This is a genomic window from Actinomadura sp. HBU206391, assembly GCF_014323665.1.
Taxonomy (GTDB): domain Bacteria; phylum Actinomycetota; class Actinomycetes; order Streptosporangiales; family Streptosporangiaceae; genus Actinomadura_C.
Map to the genome: position 1 here is coordinate 1 of NZ_JABVEB010000013.1, position 15,609 is coordinate 15,609.

Here is a 15,609-nt window from a genome sequence, read left to right on the forward strand (position 1 = left end):
GGCCGGGTCGCCGGTGCCGTCGGCGCCGTCGGCCGCGACGGCGGGAGAGCCCGAGCCCATCAGCAGCCGCTGGGCCTCCTGGGCGGTCGGCCGGTCTTCGGGATCCTTGGCGAGGCACGCGGCGACCACCTCGCGCATCGGGCCGGCCAGCTCGCCGAGGTCCGGTTCGGCCGTCACGATGCGGTGCATCACCGCTGCGGTGTCGTCGTCGCCGAAGGCGGGGTGTCCCCTCGACGCGAACACCATCGTGCTGCCCCAGGCGAACAGGTCGGCGGGCGGCCCGAAGCCCTGGCCGGCGATCTGTTCGGGGGCCATGTAGGCCGGCGTCCCGATCGTCTGCGTCTCGCTCGCCGCTCCGCGCACCCGCGCGATGCCGAAGTCGAGCACCCGGGGCCCGTCAGAGCCGAGCACGATGTTGTGCGGCTTGAAGTCCCGGTGCAGGATCCCGGCCTGGTGGATCGCGGCCAGCGCCGTGAGGGTGCTGATGGCCAGCCGCTCCAGCGCGCCGCCGCTGCGCGGGCCTCGCTCGCGGACCGATGCGTACAGAGTGGGGCCCTCGACGTACTCGCTCACGATGTACGGCCGGTCGCCGATCAGGTCCGCGTCGAGCACCTGCGCGATGCAGAACCGGGCCACGCGCTTGGCCACGTGCAGTTCACGTACGAAGCGAGCCCGCGACGACGCGTCCGCGATCAGGTCGTCATGGAGCAGCTTGATGGCGACGTACTCGCCTTCTGAGCCGTCGCCGGCGCGGCGGCCGAGATAGACGGCGCCCTGACCGCCTTCGCCCAAGAGCCCGAGGATGTCGTACTGCCCGACCCGTGCCGGGTCCCTGGGGCGCAACGGCGCCGCGTCCGGCATGATCGTCCTTTCTGTCACACCGCTCTCTGTGGTCACACGCGGTGTCAGGGAGAAGGTTATTTGTCTCGTGACGCCATGTCATATCGGTTCGCTTCATCGTCACGACCGCAAGACCACGCCGTTGTGCCACTGTGATCTTTCGGGCGGTGCCGGCCCGTGGCCCATGCCCGGGTGGTACGGCCCCCGCCCTCTACCGGGTCCCGATCCGGTTTCCGGTATGAACGGTCATGCGGAACCGAACCGCGGGACCCCTGAGCTCGGGAGGAGCACCGGTGACCAGTTGGCCGCCCTTGCCAGCCGATACCCCCTTTCCGGTGGAGAACCTGCCGTATGGCGTCTTCTCCGCAGCAGACGGACGCCGCAGGATCGGCGTCGCCATCGGTGACCACGTACTGGACCTGGCGCCGGTCGCGCGAGCGAGCGGGTTGCCGTTCGCCGACCTGCTCGACCGCCCGGTGCTGAATCCGCTGATGGCGGCGGGTCCGCCGACCTGGCGCGCCGTGCGGGCGGAGATCACCTCGTGGCTCACGGACACGGCGCATCGGGCCGCGGTGGAGCCGCATCTGCTGCCGCGCGGGGAGGTGACGCCGCACCTGCCGTTCGAGGTCGCGGACTACGTCGACTTCTACTCCTCCGAGCATCACGCGACCAACGTGGGCCGCATCTTCCGCCCGGGCGGCCAACCGCTGACGCCGAACTGGCGGCACCTGCCGATCGGGTATCACGGCCGGGCCGGAACGGTGGTCGTCTCGGGCTCGCCGGTCACGAGGCCGGCCGGACAGCGCAAGGCGCCGTCGGACCCGGCGCCGACGTTCGGACCTTCGCGGCGGCTCGACATCGAGGCCGAGGTCGGTTTCGTCGTCGGCGTTCCCTCTGAGCTCGGCCGACCGGTGCCGGTGGGCGCGTTCCGCGACCACGTGTTCGGGATCTGCCTGGTCAACGACTGGTCGGCACGTGACATCCAGGCATGGGAGACCGTTCCCCTCGGCCCGTTCCTCGGCAAGTCCTTCGCCACCTCGGTGTCGCCGTGGGTGGTGCCGCTGGACGCGCTGGAGTCCGCCCGGGTGGCGCCGCCGGCCCGGGATCCGGCGGTGCTGCCGTACCTGGACGACGCGGCCGAACCCTGGTCGCTCGACCTGGCCCTGGAGATCCGGCTCAACGGCCACGTGATCTCCCGCCCGCCGTTCGCGCCGATGTACTGGACGGGCGCACAGCAACTGGCCCACCTCACCGTCAACGGAGCCTCCCTGCGGACCGGGGACCTCTACGCCTCAGGCACGGTCAGCGGTCCCGAGCGCGAACAGCGGGGCTGCCTGCTGGAGTTCACCTGGGGCGGCGCGGAGTCGTTCGAGCTGCCGGACGGCACCCGCCGGACCTTTCTGGAGGACGGAGACGAGGTGACGATCACCGCCACCGCTCCGGGACCGGGCGGCGTGCGGCTCGGCCTGGGTGAGGTGACGGGCCGGGTCGTGCCCACGCCGGAGCCATGAGCCCGACCGGGCCGGCGAGGGTGGAGGTCGCGGTCGTTCGGCCGGTGCCGCGAAGTAGCGGCCGGCGGCCCGGTCATGCGGCCGCCAGCAGGGACGCCAGGGCCTCGTTGAACGCCGCGGGCCGCTCCAGGTTGGGCATGTGCCCGGCCCCTTCGATGACGGCCAGGGACGCCTTCGGGATGCGGTCGTACATCAGCCGCGCGTCGGCCACCGGGGTGAACTCGTCCCGGTCGCCGACCACCACCAGGGTGGGCACGGCGACGTGCGACAGCATCTCCACATAGTCGGGACGTTCGGCGCGACCGCGCAGGGCGGCCGCGGCGCCCTGCGCCGACGTGCCCCGCATCATGCCGAGCACATGTCGTGCGACGGCGGGCAGGGCGCGGATGTTGTCCGGGGCCACCATCTTCGGCAGCACCTCGTCGGCGTACGGGGCCATGCCCTCGCCGATGAGCCGCTCGGCCATCTCGTCGCGTGCTCTCCTGCCGTCCGCGGTCTCGGCCTGGGCGGAGGTGTCGGCGAGCAGCAGGCCGCGGACCCGGTGCGGGAACAGCCGGTGGAACTCCATGACGATCTGACCGCCCATGGACAGACCGCCGAGGACGATCCGGTCGATCCGCAGGTGATCGAGGAGGGCGGCGATGTCGCGGGCGAAGGTCTCCAGCGTCGTCTTGCCGGGCACGACGGTGCTCTCGCCATAGCCGCGCAGGTCCGGGGCGACCACCCGTACCCCCGCACCGCCGAAGTGCTCGATCTGGGGTCGCCACATCGTCCGGTCGAAGGGGTGGCCGTGAACGAGCACCAGCGGGTCACCACCACCGATGGCACGACCGCGGACGTCGCCGCCGCCCACATCGTCGAATCCGATGGTGATCCCGCCAATGGAAACGGTGCTCATCGTGGTGCTCTCCTCGTGTCTGGGCAGCCGCGATCGCACTCGTCGCCGCCGCCGGCTGCGCGTCACCAGCGCGCCGTTGTCGGCGCCTTGACGGCTCGATGCTATGAGGTGCAATATCTCGGTGCAATAGTAAAAATGCTCTCGGTGCAATATAGTGCGAGGTCGTGAAATGGACGATTACCGGCTGATCGCGGACGGCCTGGCGGCCGACATCGCGGCGGGGCGGCTGCGCCCCGGCGATCGGCTCGCGCCGCAGCGGCGGTTCGCCCGCCAGCACGGCATCGCCGGTTCCACCGCGGCACGGGTGTACGGCGAGCTGATCCGCCGGGGGCTGGCCGTCGGCGAGGTCGGCCGAGGCACCTTCGTACGGGCCGGCAGGCCCGCACCCGAGCCCGCGCTCGCCGAACCGGGCGGCGCGCGTGTCGATCTGGAACTGAACTTCGCCATTCCGGCCGAGCAGCCGGCCCTGCTCGCCCGCAGCCTGGAGCGCCTGATGCGGCCGGACGCGCTCGCCGCCGCACTGACGCCGGTCGGCGCGTCCGGCACGCCGGCGGCCCGTGCGGCCACCGCCGAGCTGCTCTCGCGACCCGGCTGGACGCCCGGTGCCGAGCAACTGCTCTTCGCCGGCAACGGCCGGCAGGCGATCGCCGCCGCGATCGCCGCGCTGGTCCCGGTGGGGGAGCGCCTCGGGGTCGAGGCGCTCACCTATCCCGTGGTCAAGGCCATCGCCACCCGGCTCGGCGTCACGCTCGTCCCGCTGCCGACCGACGACGCCGGGCTGGTGCCGGAGGCACTGGAATCCGCGCACCGGGCCGCGCCGCTCAGCGCCGTGTACCTACAGCCGACTCTGCACAACCCGCTCGGCGTCACCATGCCGGCGCGGCGCCGCGCCGCGCTCGCCGACGTGCTGCACAGGCTCGGCCTGTACGCGATCGAGGACGCCATCTACGCCTTCTTGAGCGACGAGCCGGCACCGCTCGCCGCGCTCGCTCCCGAGCACACCGTGCTTGTCGACGGCCTGTCCAAGCGTCTCGCCCCGGGTCTGTCCCTCGGCTTCGCGGTGCCGCCCGCGAGCATCGCCGGCCGCGTGGCGGCGGCGCTCAGATCGGGGACCTGGACCGCTCCCCGCTTCGCGCTCGAGGCGGCCACCTGCTGGCTGACCGACGGTACGGCGGCCACCCTGAGGCAGATCAAGCGTCGTGACGCCGCGGCCCGCCAGGAGATCATGCGCGGCCGCCTCGGCGGGTTCGCGGTCGCGGCCGATTCGAACGCCTACCACTGCTGGTGGGAGTTGCCGGAGCAGTGGCGGGCCGAGACCTTCGTCGCCGCCGCGTCCCGGCGGGGTATCGCGGTCACCCCCGCTGCGGCGTTCGCCATCACGCCGGGCCGCGCGCCCAACGCCGTACGGCTCGCGCTGGCCGCTCCGCCGGTGGACATGCTGTCCGCCGCGCTGGAGGTGCTCGCCTCGATCGCCCGAGGCACGCCCGAAGACACCGGTGTCGAGTGAGGACGCGGCCGGCACGCTACGGCCGGACGGTAGTACCAGCCGTACCGCGAGGTGAACGAGAGGTCCTTGAGCTTGGCGCCGTTGACGCGCAGGTCCACGGGCGCGGTCAGTCCGGTGCCCGCGGCGTTGTCGGGGACGCTGTAGCGGACCGTCATCGCGTTGGCGGGCTTGGTCAGGGTGAACTCGACGTACTGCCCGGCCGCGCTGAGCCGGACCGCTCTGCGGCCGGAGGCCTCGGACGGCAGGTGCGTGTAGACGCGGTCGGGCCCGATGACCGCACCGTTCGTGGCGGCGTCCTCGGCCTCGATCTCGGTGAAGGGGACGGTCGCGCCGCGGCCCGGCACGGCGATGGGCGATCCGCTCGCCGCCTGGGCGGCGGCGGGCCGCATCGGCGTCGGCAGCGAGGTGACCATCGAGGCCACGAGGGCGATCAGCGCCGTGATCGCGACGACGACCGTGAGTCGTCCGGTGACAGGGGAGGTGTTGTTACCCGGGTGGTGGCCAGGTCTCTTCATCGCTGGACCCTTCCGCATCGGCGCCGGGGGACGCGAGGGCAGTCACGGACGCGGAGACCGTCCAAGCCCGGCGGGGGTGGCGCCGACTCTGCTCGTGACGGCTGCCGGGGGTGGGCCAAACGATAGGTCGGTTGACAGGATCTTGCAATCATCTGACAGAAACTTACAAATTCCAGATAGCCGGCCAGAAATAACCGTGGGTAGGTCACAGTGTGATTGGAACGATCCGTATGCCGGTCCGGAACTCACTCCGCATGGTTCGACGCGACGGGCACGTCCGCCGGGACGACCTGGGCGCATGGCCGCAACTGCTTGCGCGCTCTGTCGTAGGCTTGCCGTCATGACACGACGACTTGCCGACGTGGCCAAGAAGGTCGGGGTGAGCGAGGCGACCGTGAGCCGCGTGCTCAACGGCAGACCCGGCGTCTCGGAGGCGACGCGCGAGTCGGTGCTGACCGCCCTCGATGTGCTCGGCTACGAGCGGCCGACGCAGCTGCGCGGCGACCGTGCGCGCCTGGTCGGCCTGGTGCTGCCAGAGCTGCAGAACCCCATCTTCCCGGCCTTCGCCGAGGTCGTGGGCGGCGCGCTCGCGCAGCAGGGGCTCACCCCGGTGCTGTGCACCCGGACGGTGGGCGGGGTGTCGGAGGCCGAGTACGTGGAGCTTCTGCTCCAGCAGCAGGTGTCCGGGGTCATGTTCGCCGGCGGCCTCTACGCGCAGGCGGACGCATCGCACCTTCACTACGAACGACTGGTCGAGCGGGGTCTGCCCACCGTGCTGGTCAACGCCGCCGTGGAGCACCTCCGTTTCCCGCGCGTCTCATGCGACGACGCCGTCGCGACCGAGCAGGCGGTGGGGCATCTGGCCGCACTCGGGCACGAGCGCATCGGCATGGTCCTGTGCCCGCCCGACCACATGCCCTCGCGGCGCAAGCTGGAGGCCTACCTCAGGCTGTCGCGGGCCGGGCTGCCCACCGGCCCCGAGCTCGTCGAGCACACGACCTTCTCCCTCGAGGGCGGCCACGCGGCGACCGGCCGGCTCCTGGACAAGGGCGTGACCGGCATCGTGTGCGCGAGCGACGTGCTCGCCATGGGCGCGATCCGGGCGGCCCGCCGCCGGGGCCTGTCCGTGCCGGCGGACATCTCGGTGATCGGCTATGACGACTCCGCCCTGATGACGTGCATGGACCCGCCGCTGACCACGGTGCGTCAGCCGATCGAGGCGATGGGTCGCGCCGCGGTCGACATGCTGGTGGCTCAGATCGACAAGGCGAGAGTGCCGAACGACGAGCTGCTGTTCGAGCCCGAGCTGGTGGTGCGGGCCTCGACGGCGCCGGCGTCCTCGGCGAATCGGATCACCTCCCTCGGCGCCGTCGGCGGCTAGCCGTCACCGACCCCCGTGAGCGGGGGGGGTCGGAATCTCTTTGGTCCCCGCGTGCAGGGTGCCGGAATCGGTCCGGCCCCTCGTGTCGGCGACTCCTCATGCGCCCGTGTCGTGTGGCTGCGTCGCACATGCCACCAGTGCTGTTGAATTCTTGCGAACTTCTGCTGAACTATTGCAATAGCTTGTCCGTCCTCGTATGTTTCGGGCACCGGTACGCGAAATGAGCCCGTAGCAGTAAGGGGACCTTGCCGGAGGGGCTCGGTTGTCGGGGGCCGAGACCTCAGCCGCAGTGGTGTGCCACACCAGGAGGAAGTTCGTTGATGAAATCCCGTAAGCTCACGATCCTGCTGGTCACGGGGATCGCACTGACCGCCGCCGGTTGCGGCGGAGATGACGGTGACGGTGACTCGGGCGCCGGCTCCACCCCCGGCCAGGTATCGGTCACGGTCGCCTGCCAGCCGCCGAAGACCGCCAAAGAGGAGCGCAGGCTCTGGGACGAGGACGTCGTCGCGTTCGAGAAGCTGCACCCGAACATCAAGGTCGTCAGCAAGGACGCGTTCCCCTGCTACGAACCGAAGACGTTCGAGGCCAAGCTGGCCGGCGGGCAGCTCGAGGACGTCTTCTACGTCAACTTCCCCAACGTCTCGCGCATCATCCAGGCGGGCCAGGCCACCGACATCTCCTCCTACGTCGGTGCCCTCAAGAACGGGAAGGACCTGCGGCCCGACGTCACGAACATCTTCAAGAGCGGCGGCAAGACCTACGGAGTGCCCCGGGACGGGTACGGGATGGGCCTGGTCTACAACCGCAAGCTCTTCACCAAGGCCGGCCTCGACCCGAACAACCCGCCCAAGACGTGGGCGGAGGTACGTGAGGCCGCGAAGAAGATCGCCGGGCTCGGCAGCGGCTACGTCGGCTTCGGCGAGTACAGCGGGGGCAACACCGGCGGCTGGCACTTCACCGCGTCGCTGTACGGCCGGGGCGGGGACGCGGTCACGCCCGACGGCACCAAGGCGGCCTTCAACAGCGACCAGGGCAAGGCGGTCCTGCAGACGCTGAAGGACATGCGCTGGACCGACAACAGCATGGGCACCCGCCGTGCGATCAAGTGGGAAGACCTGATGCAGCAGATGGCCGGAGGCAGGATGGGCATGATGCTCGGCGCTCCGGACGTGACCCGGGACCTGCAGGACAAGTTCCGCGGGAAGATCGAGGACTTCGGGGTGACCGCGCAACCCGAGGCCACTGCCGCGCTGAACGGCGGCTCCGGGTACATGTTCAACCGCAAGGCCTCGCCCGAGAAGATCAAGGCGGGTCTGCTCTGGCTCGAGTACCAGTACCTGACACCCGGCAAGGGCCAGTTCGACTACCCGCGCCTCAAGGCCGTCGGGAGGCCGGTCGGCCTGCCCATCCCGGACCTGTACGGCACGACGCCGCCCGGCCAGCAGATCGCCGCCGACCGTAAGCAGAACGCCACGGTGCCCGTGGAGAACTTCGCGCCGTACGCGGCCGGCACCGCCAACATCGCCGCCAAGCCCGAGCCGCCGCTCGCCCAGGAGATCTACGCGGTCCTGGACACCCCGATGTCGGCGGTGCTGACCAGGCAGGACGCCGACATCAACAAACTGCTCTCCGACGCCGAGAAGAAGGTCAACGCGTTGCTGGCCAAGAGCTAGCCGACCCGAAGCCCGGGGTGCCGGTCCATGCCCCCTACTGGGCCGGCACCCCGCACAGTCAGAACGGATCGGATACGCGTTGGAGGAACACCGATGGCCGTAGCGAGCCCCATCCGGCCCGCCCGGAAGCGGAAGCCCACCAGGTTCAAACGGAATCTGCGCCGCAACCTGTCGGCGTACGGCTTTCTGAGCGGAGCACTGATCTGCTTCGCGTTCTTCTCCTGGTATCCGATCATCCGTGAGTTCATCCTGAGCTTTCAGGAGAACAACTTCGTCGACCCACCTGTCTGGGTGGGCCTGGACAACTTCAAGACCGTGTTCGAGGACTCGGCGTTCAAGCCCGCCTGGGTGAACACCGTGGTGTTCACCCTGCTGGCGCTGGTCTTCGGATACGCGATCCCGTTCGTCATCGCGATCGTCCTGAACGAGCTGCGGCACGCGCGGGCCTATCTGCGCTTCGTCGTCTACCTTCCGGTCATGCTGCCGCCGGCCGTCGCAGTGCTGCTGTTCAAGTGGTTCTACGACCCGGGGCCGGGCCTGTTCAACCAGATACTGGGCCTGGCGAACCTCCCGGGTCTGAGCTGGCTCGACTCGACCAGCACGGCACTGCTCTCGCTGGTCATCGTGTCGACCTGGATGAACCTCGGCAGCGGCACGCTGATCTACCTGGCCGCACTGCAGACGATCCCCAGCGAGCTGTACGAGGCGGCCGAACTGGACGGCGCCGGCATCCTGCGGCGGATCTGGCATGTGACGATCCCGCAGACCAAGCTGATCCTTGCGGTGATGCTGCTCCTGCAGATCATCGCCACGATGCAGGTGTTCATCGAGCCGTACCTGCTCACCGGCGGTGGGCCCGAGAACGCCACCGTCAGCGTCGTCTATCTGATGTATCAGTACGCGTTCAACTTCACCAACTTCGGCGCGGGCAGCGCACTCGGCCTGATGCTCATGCTCGTCTTGATGGTTTTCTCCGTCGCGTACTTGCGCATCTCCCGCGAGAAGAATGGCTAGGGACCGCATGTCGAATCTCACCGCTCTCCGGGAGCCGACCGTCGAGGAGCCGGCCGATCCGCGCCGCCCGGGCGCGAACCGGCGCCGGGCAAGGCGGCGCCACGAACCCACCAACGAGTTCCGTACGATCATCTCGCCGCAACAGCGGAACTCCCGCTGGGGCAAGCGGATCTACTGGGCTGTTCTGATCGGCGTACTCGTGAGCTTTACCGCCATCTTCGTCTTCCCGCTGTTCTGGATGGTCACCGGGGCGATGAAGTCCCCGGACGAACTCGCTCAGATGCCCTCGCCGGTGCTGCCGTCCAAGGTCGATTTCACGGCCTACCGCGAGGCCTGGGATCTGATGGATCTCGGCCTGCTGCTCAAGAACACCGTGATCTACGCGGCGGGCGCCTGGATGTTCACCCTGATCTTCGACGTGTCGGCGGCCTACGCGCTCTCCAAGCTGCGCCCGGTCCTCGGCAACCTGATCCTGGGGGCGATGCTCTCGACGCTGATGATCCCCACGATGGTCGTGCTGCTGCCCGCGTACCTGACGGTGCACGACCTGCCGATCTTCCATTGGGATCTGCTCAACACGCCCTGGGCGATCTGGCTCCCGGCGGTGGCCAACGGTTTCAACATCTTCCTGCTGAAGCGCTTCTTCGACTCCATTCCACGGGAGCTGCTCGAGGCGGCGGAGATCGACGGCGCCTCACCCTTCAAGATCCTCTGGAAGGTGGTGCTGCCGGTCTCCCGGCCGATCATCGGCGTGGTGTCGATCTTCACCGTGGTCAACGTCTGGCGGGACTTCGTCTGGCCGCTGCTCGTGTTGCAGGACGCCGAGAAGATGTCGATCAGCGTCGGCATCGCCTCGCTGTCGGCCCAGATGCCGCAGAACACGCTCATCGCGGCCCTGGTGATCGCGAGTGTCCCGACCATCGTGGTCTTCTTCATCTTCCAGCGGCACATCATGGCCGGGCTGACCGCCGGAAGCCTCAAGGGCTGAGCCCGTGTCGAGCGACCCGAGGGCGTGGCCCCTGAGCTCGGCGATCGAACGGGTACGTCAGGATATGCCGTTGTGCCTGCTCATGGTCGCGCCCGGCACACGCGAGCGTTCCGATGATCGGCTTCTTCCTGCTCTTCAACGGCACACACTCGCGGGCCTCGTCGGCGGCAGCCGCAAGGGCTGATCAGTTAAGGAGAAAGACAGAACATGTCAGAAACGTGGTGGCGGGGAGCCGCGATCTACCAGGTCTACCTGCGCAGCTTCGCCGACGGGAACGGCGACGGCACCGGCGACCTGGCCGGCCTTCGAGCACGCCTGCCCTACCTCGCCGACCTCGGTGTGGACGCCATCTGGCTCAACCCGTGGTATCCGTCCCCGATGGCCGACGGCGGCTATGACGTCGCCGACTTCCGCAACACCGATCCGCTCTTCGGCACGCTGGCGGAGGCCGAGAAGCTGATCGAGGAGGCGCACGAGGTCGGTATCAGAACAATCATCGACATCGTGCCGAACCACTGCTCGGACCAGCATTCGTGGTTCGTCGAGGCGCTGGCCGCAGGCCCGGGCTCGCCGGCACGGGAACGGTTCTGGTTCCGCCCCGGCCGCGGCGACCTGCCGCCCAACGACTGGAAGTCGATCTTCGGTGGTCCCGCGTGGACCCAGGTGCCGGACGGCGAGTGGTATCTCCACCTGTTCGCCGCCGAGCAGCCGGACTTCAACTGGAACAGCCCCGAGGTGCACGAGGAGTTCCTCGACATCCTGCGGTTCTGGCTGGACCGCGGGGTCGACGGCATCCGCATCGACTCGGCGGCGGTGGTCATCAAGGACCTCGACAGCGTCGAGGAGTCCTACACCGACCACGACGGCGTGCACGAGATCTACCAGGACTGGCGCCGGCTGACCGACCAGTACGACGACCGCATCCTGATCGGCGAGCTGTGGCTGCCGGATCAGCCTGACCGGTTCGCGCTCTATCTGCGGCCGGAGGAGATGCACACCGCGTTCAACTTCGACTTCCTGTCCTGTGCATGGGAGCCCGCCGCGCTGCGCCGTGTCATCGACATGACGCTCGCGACCCACATTCCGCTGGGCGCGCCGGCGACGTGGGTGCTGTCCAACCACGACGTCACCCGGCCGGTGACCCGGTACGGCCGTGCGGACACCGCCTTCTCGCACTCCGACCGAGGGCATGGGGCGCCCACCGACCTGGAGCTCGGCCTGCGGCGGGCCAGGGCGGCCGCGCTGCTGGCCATGGCGCTCCCCGGCAGCATCTACATCTACCAGGGCGAGGAACTGGGCCTCTGGGAGGTCGAGGACCTGCCCGACGAAGTCCGGGAGGACCCGATCTGGGAACGTTCCGGTCACACCGACGTCGGGCGGGACGGCTGCCGCGTGCCGATGCCCTGGTCCGGTGACACGCCCCCGTTCGGGTTCGGGTTCGGTGACGGGGACGGTCAGCCGTGGCTTCCCCAGCCCGCCGGATGGCGGGACGTGACGGTCGACGTGCAGGAGGGCGACGTCGGCTCGATGCTGAACCTCTACCGGGCCGGGTTGCGGATCCGCCGCGAGTTTCTCGGCGACGGGGCGATGAACTGGCTGCCGCTCGGGGACGGCGTGCTCGCCTTCACCCGCGACTCCGGCCTGACCTGCGTCGTCAACCTCTCGGCGGAGGACGTCGTGCCGCTGCCGGAGCACGAGTCGGTGCTGCTGGCCAGCGGCCCGCTCGCCGGTGACCGGTTGCCCGCGGACACGGCCGTCTGGCTGCGCTGACCCTTCGTCGACTTGCGGCGTGTCGTTGGTCTGCGCGCCCGTACACCAACGACACACCGCAACTCGAGCGCGAAGAACCGCGCGCGCTTTCTCACGGTTCTGCCAAGAAGGTCGTCTAGCGTCGTCCTCCCATCACCGATCAGGAGGACGACGCATGGCGAAGAGCATGTCGCGAAGGTCATGGAGAACGATCATGGGCGCGGGTGCCGTCGGGGCACTGGTGTTCGTGGGCGGGCCCGTCGCGCAGGCGGACACCCCGACGCCGTCCCCGACGACCTCGTCGGAGTCGGCGCAGCCCGCCAAGCCGGGCAAGTCCGCACAGGACAGGCTGGCCAAACGGGCGAAGCGGATGTGCGCACGCGCGGACCGGGTGGAAAAGCGAGTGGACCGGCTCGTGAAGCGGCTGTCGGCCGGCCCGGGGACGCGGGGCTCGGTGCAGCGCCTGCAGAAGCGGGCCGCCACGGTGCGGAGCAAGGACGCGGCGCGCGCCGACATCCTCGACGGGCAGGTCCGCATCCGGCAGTCCCGGCTCAACACTCTGAAGCTCCGGCAGCAGAACCTGCCGAAGGTCGACAAGTGGTGCGACTCGCACGGCTTCCGCGACGGGAGCGCCGGGTGAGCAGCGCGCGATGGCGGGCGGCCCTGCCCGCCGGGCTGCTCTGCCTCACCCTGACCGGTTGCGGTGGCTCGGAGCCGCCGGCCGGTGAGCCCGGTGGCCAGGGCGGTCAGGGCGGATCGGCGCGGACGACGCAGACGCCGCAAGGCTCAGCGCCGCCCGCGGCCGGCATCTCCCAGGAGGAGATCTCCGAGCTGGAGAAGGCCGTCTCCGACGCCGAAGGCGCGGCGGACCAGGCCGAGCGCGAGGTCGTCGAGCCCGAGTGAGCCCTGGCGCGGTCCCGGCCCGGTGCTCACGGGTCCTGACCGGGCTGCGATCTGGCCCCGGCGGGCAGGGTTCCGCCCGGCCTCATCCGCGGGGGCCTGCCCGGGTACGCGGCCGCGGGCGCGCCGTGGCCGCGTACCCTGACCTCCGATGAGGGCAGGAGCATCGATGAGCGGACCTCGGATCCTCGCCGTCGACGACGACCCCGCGATCCTGCGATCGCTGCGGCGCGGTCTGCGGCTGGAGGGCTTCGGCGTGGAGGTCGCCGACTCGGGCCGGCGGGCGCTGGAGCTGGCCGGCAGCGCAGCTCCTGACGCGATCGTGCTCGACGTCTCCATGCCCGGACTGTCCGGGATCGAGGTATGCGCCGAACTGCGGGCGCGCGGAGCCGAGGTGCCGGTGCTGATGCTGTCGGCCCTCGACGAGGTGGCCGACCGGGTGGCCGGTCTCGCCGCCGGCGCCGACGACTACGTCGTCAAGCCCTTCGACCTGCGTGAGCTGGTGCTGCGGCTCAGGGCCCTGTTGCGCAGGGCCGGGCGCGAGCCGGGCGGCGTGGTGCGGGTCGGTCCGCTGACGGTCGACCCCACGGCCCGCCGGGTCACCCTGAACGGCCGAGACGTCGAGCTGACCCGGCGCGAGTTCGACCTGCTCGAGGTGTTCGCGGGCAACGCGGACCTCGTGCTCTCGCGCCCGGTGCTCCTGGACCGGGTCTGGGGATATGACTTCGAGGTGACCGGCAACGCCGTGGACACCTTCGTCGGCTACCTGCGGCGCAAGCTCGAGGCCGGCGGCGAGCCGCGCATGCTGCACACCGTGCGCGGTGTCGGCTTCGTGCTGCGGGACGGGCGGCCATGAGACTGTCGACCCGGTTCGCCGTCTGCGTCGCCCTGCTCGTACCGCTCCTCGTCCTGCTGGCCGGAGTGGCCATGCTGCGTCTGGCCTCGCACGACCTGCGCGCCGAGCGGGACAGGCACCTCACCACGCGCTTGCGCGCGCTCGTCCCGATGGCGACGGTGTACGCACGACGAGCCCGGCCGATATCCAAGGTCTCGCCGGAAGCCGCCGCGCAGCGGCTGGCCGGGGCGGCGCTCGGCGCGGAGGCCCCGGGCGGGGTCTATCTGCACGTGCCCGGCGCCGATCCCTTCATCATCGGCAACGTGCCGTCCGTCATGCCCCCGGGCGGTGCGGGCGGCCCTGCCACGTTCACCGCCGACGGCGCCGCCTGGCGGTACGTCGGCGCCGACCTGGCACTGCGCGGCAGGAACGGTGACCGGGCGCAGGTCTGGGTACTGGAGCCGGAGCAGCGGCTCGCCGGGCAACTGGACCTGCTCCGCAAGCGGCTGGCGCTCGTGACGCTCGCCGCCGTCGCCGTGGGAGCGGCGGCGGGGTTCGCCCTCGGCCGGTTCGCGGTGCGCCCGCTCGCCGTGCTGACGAGGCAGGCTCAGGCGCTCGACGTCCCGTCCGGCACCGCCGCCCGGCTCGGAACCGCCTCGGGTGTCAGTGAGATCGACAAGCTGGCCGCCCTGGTCAACGAGCTCCTGGGGCGACGTGACGTGGCGGTCGCGCGTACCGCCGAGGCGCTCGAGGCGGCGCGGGCCTTCGCCGCCACCGCTGCGCACGAGCTGCGGACGCCCCTGACCAGCGTCAGCACCAATCTCACGCTGCTGGACCACCCCGATCTCGATCCCGCCGAACGGGCAGAGATCATCGCCGATCTGGTCGCCGAGCATGGCCGGATGCAGCGTTTGATCGCCATGCTGCGGGAACTGGCACGCGGCGAACTCGCTGACGCCGCCACGTTCGCCGCCGAGGTGGAGCTCACCGAGATCGTCGCGACCGCGGCAGAGGAGGCGCGCCGCCGCCACCCGCACGCGACGATCACCTGCCCGCTGGACCGCGAGGTACGGGTCCGCGGCTGGGAGGAGGGCCTGCGCGTCATCGTCGACAACCTCATCGACAACGCCGCCATCCACGGAGCCGACGACTGGGGCCGCGCCGACATCACGGTGACACTGGCCCGGCAGGGTGCCGCCGCGCTCCTCGCCGTACAGGACGCCGGGCCTGGCATCCCCGCGGCCGAGCGCGGCGCGGTCTTCGGCAGGTTCCACCGTCGTCCGGGGAGCCCCGGCTCGGGCCTCGGGCTCACCCTCGTACACCAGCAGGCCGAGCGGCACGGGGGAACCGTCACCGTGCCGGATCCGCCCGCCGGGACCGGCACCCGGATCGAGGTCCGGTTGCCGATGGCGGGCCCCGCCGCCGTCGACCGGCCCGAGGCCCGTTCATGGCTGACCGCGCAGCACCCGTAGCCGGCAGACGCGTCGAGTTGCGGCGTGTCGTTGGTCCCTGCCGTGCCGTACCAACGACACGCCGCAACTCAACCGAGAACAGGGCGCTCGATCGTCATTTCCTGGGGCGGATCGGGCAGTCGGCCAGCCAGAATCCCCACGAGATGTCGGCCCCGGAGCTCAGGTCATGCAACGCCATGCCCCAGCGCGTCTCGCCGGGGTCGAATCGTATTCAGTGTCGGCAAAAGCACGACCGGGGCGGCTCCCGGTGGTGCGAACGCCGACACTGAACGTCGTTCTGCGTTCGTACGCAGGGCGGGGGCACGGCGCGCCGGTCCGGGCGG

General features: G+C 70.3%; 13 protein-coding genes and 1 pseudogene. 11 read left to right on the forward strand and 3 right to left on the reverse strand.

All coding sequences use genetic code 11. The annotated features are described in order from the left end of the window. Positions 1 to 879 (reverse strand): serine/threonine-protein kinase (locus tag HKK72_RS07980; RefSeq protein WP_315987138.1); only part of this gene is annotated, 879 nt, incomplete at its 3' end. 209 nt (positions 880 to 1,088) lie between these two features. On the opposite strand from HKK72_RS07980, the gene fahA reads away from it, so the two are divergent. Then, a complete protein-coding gene (fahA, locus tag HKK72_RS07985; RefSeq protein ID WP_187233620.1) occupies positions 1,089 to 2,351 on the forward strand; it encodes a fumarylacetoacetase in 1,263 nt (420 codons plus the stop codon). 73 nt (positions 2,352 to 2,424) lie between these two features. Here fahA and HKK72_RS07990 read toward each other — a convergent pair whose 3' ends face one another. Further along, a complete protein-coding gene (locus tag HKK72_RS07990; RefSeq protein ID WP_187233621.1) occupies positions 2,425 to 3,249 on the reverse strand; it encodes an alpha/beta fold hydrolase in 825 nt (274 codons plus the stop codon). Between the two features lie 169 nt (positions 3,250 to 3,418). Here HKK72_RS07990 and HKK72_RS07995 point away from each other — a divergent pair, with 169 nt between their 5' ends. After that, positions 3,419 to 4,756, forward strand: a complete 1,338-nt coding sequence (locus tag HKK72_RS07995) for a PLP-dependent aminotransferase family protein (RefSeq protein ID WP_187233622.1) — start codon at positions 3,419 to 3,421, stop codon at positions 4,754 to 4,756. Positions 4,757 to 4,809: 53 nt separating this feature from the next. On the opposite strand, the pseudogene HKK72_RS42685 reads toward HKK72_RS07995, so the two are convergent. Further along, positions 4,810 to 5,289: pseudogene (locus tag HKK72_RS42685) on the reverse strand (hypothetical protein); the annotation flags it as partial. 322 nt (positions 5,290 to 5,611) lie between these two features. On the opposite strand from HKK72_RS42685, the gene HKK72_RS08005 reads away from it, so the two are divergent. The 9 genes from HKK72_RS08005 (at position 5,612) to HKK72_RS08045 (ending at position 15,286) form a co-directional block, all read left to right on the forward strand. After that, a complete protein-coding gene (locus HKK72_RS08005; RefSeq protein WP_187233623.1) occupies positions 5,612 to 6,652 on the forward strand; it encodes a LacI family DNA-binding transcriptional regulator in 1,041 nt (346 codons plus the stop codon). Positions 6,653 to 6,972: 320 nt separating this feature from the next. Next, positions 6,973 to 8,328 carry an ABC transporter substrate-binding protein gene (locus HKK72_RS08010; protein WP_187233624.1) on the forward strand — a complete coding sequence of 452 codons (1,356 nt, stop codon included), beginning with the start codon at positions 6,973 to 6,975 and terminating at the stop codon, positions 8,326 to 8,328. Between the two features lie 93 nt (positions 8,329 to 8,421). Beyond that, complete coding sequence (locus tag HKK72_RS08015) at positions 8,422 to 9,342, forward strand: carbohydrate ABC transporter permease (protein WP_222720476.1); 921 nt, start codon at positions 8,422 to 8,424, stop codon at positions 9,340 to 9,342. A gap of 7 nt (positions 9,343 to 9,349) precedes the next feature. Continuing rightward, positions 9,350 to 10,330, forward strand: a complete 981-nt coding sequence (locus HKK72_RS08020; protein ID WP_187233626.1) for a carbohydrate ABC transporter permease — start codon at positions 9,350 to 9,352, stop codon at positions 10,328 to 10,330. A gap of 207 nt (positions 10,331 to 10,537) precedes the next feature. After that, positions 10,538 to 12,100 (forward strand): glycoside hydrolase family 13 protein, encoded by a 1,563-nt coding sequence (locus HKK72_RS08025; RefSeq protein ID WP_187233627.1) that lies wholly within the window; start codon positions 10,538 to 10,540, stop codon positions 12,098 to 12,100. 193 nt (positions 12,101 to 12,293) lie between these two features. After that, entirely contained in the window at positions 12,294 to 12,719 is a 426-nt protein-coding gene (locus tag HKK72_RS08030; protein WP_187233628.1) for a hypothetical protein, read from the forward strand. Beyond that, the gene (locus HKK72_RS08035; protein ID WP_187233629.1) at positions 12,716 to 12,982 is read left to right on the forward strand and encodes a hypothetical protein; all 267 of its coding nucleotides are present in this window, start codon (positions 12,716 to 12,718) and stop codon (positions 12,980 to 12,982) included. Before HKK72_RS08030 ends, HKK72_RS08035 begins: the two co-directional genes overlap by 4 nt. 166 nt (positions 12,983 to 13,148) lie before the next feature. Then, positions 13,149 to 13,835: a response regulator transcription factor gene (locus HKK72_RS08040; protein ID WP_187233630.1), complete on the forward strand. Its 687-nt coding sequence runs from the start codon at positions 13,149 to 13,151 to the stop codon at positions 13,833 to 13,835. Next, positions 13,832 to 15,286, forward strand: coding sequence for a sensor histidine kinase (locus HKK72_RS08045; protein WP_187233631.1), 1,455 nt, complete (start codon positions 13,832 to 13,834; stop codon positions 15,284 to 15,286). Before HKK72_RS08040 ends, HKK72_RS08045 begins: the two co-directional genes overlap by 4 nt. The last annotated feature ends 323 nt before the right edge of the window (positions 15,287 to 15,609 follow it).

What these genes read in the sequence shown, in the direction of transcription:
- fahA (WP_187233620.1), top strand. Translation starts at nt 1,089, where the DNA reads ATGCGGAACCGAACCGCGGGACCCCTGAGCTCGGGAGGAGCACCGGTG.
- HKK72_RS08015 (WP_222720476.1), top strand. Translation starts at nt 8,422, where the DNA reads ATGGCCGTAGCGAGCCCCATCCGGCCCGCCCGGAAGCGGAAGCCCACC.
- HKK72_RS08005 (WP_187233623.1), top strand. Translation starts at nt 5,612, where the DNA reads ATGACACGACGACTTGCCGACGTGGCCAAGAAGGTCGGGGTGAGCGAG.
- HKK72_RS07995 (WP_187233622.1), top strand. Translation starts at nt 3,419, where the DNA reads ATGGACGATTACCGGCTGATCGCGGACGGCCTGGCGGCCGACATCGCG.
- HKK72_RS08045 (WP_187233631.1), top strand. Translation starts at nt 13,832, where the DNA reads ATGAGACTGTCGACCCGGTTCGCCGTCTGCGTCGCCCTGCTCGTACCG.
- HKK72_RS08020 (WP_187233626.1), top strand. Translation starts at nt 9,350, where the DNA reads ATGTCGAATCTCACCGCTCTCCGGGAGCCGACCGTCGAGGAGCCGGCC.
- HKK72_RS08025 (WP_187233627.1), top strand. Translation starts at nt 10,538, where the DNA reads ATGTCAGAAACGTGGTGGCGGGGAGCCGCGATCTACCAGGTCTACCTG.
- HKK72_RS08010 (WP_187233624.1), top strand. Translation starts at nt 6,973, where the DNA reads ATGAAATCCCGTAAGCTCACGATCCTGCTGGTCACGGGGATCGCACTG.
- HKK72_RS08040 (WP_187233630.1), top strand. Translation starts at nt 13,149, where the DNA reads ATGAGCGGACCTCGGATCCTCGCCGTCGACGACGACCCCGCGATCCTG.
- HKK72_RS07990 (WP_187233621.1), bottom strand. Translation starts at nt 3,249, where the DNA reads ATGAGCACCGTTTCCATTGGCGGGATCACCATCGGATTCGACGATGTG.
- HKK72_RS08030 (WP_187233628.1), top strand. Translation starts at nt 12,294, where the DNA reads ATGGGCGCGGGTGCCGTCGGGGCACTGGTGTTCGTGGGCGGGCCCGTC.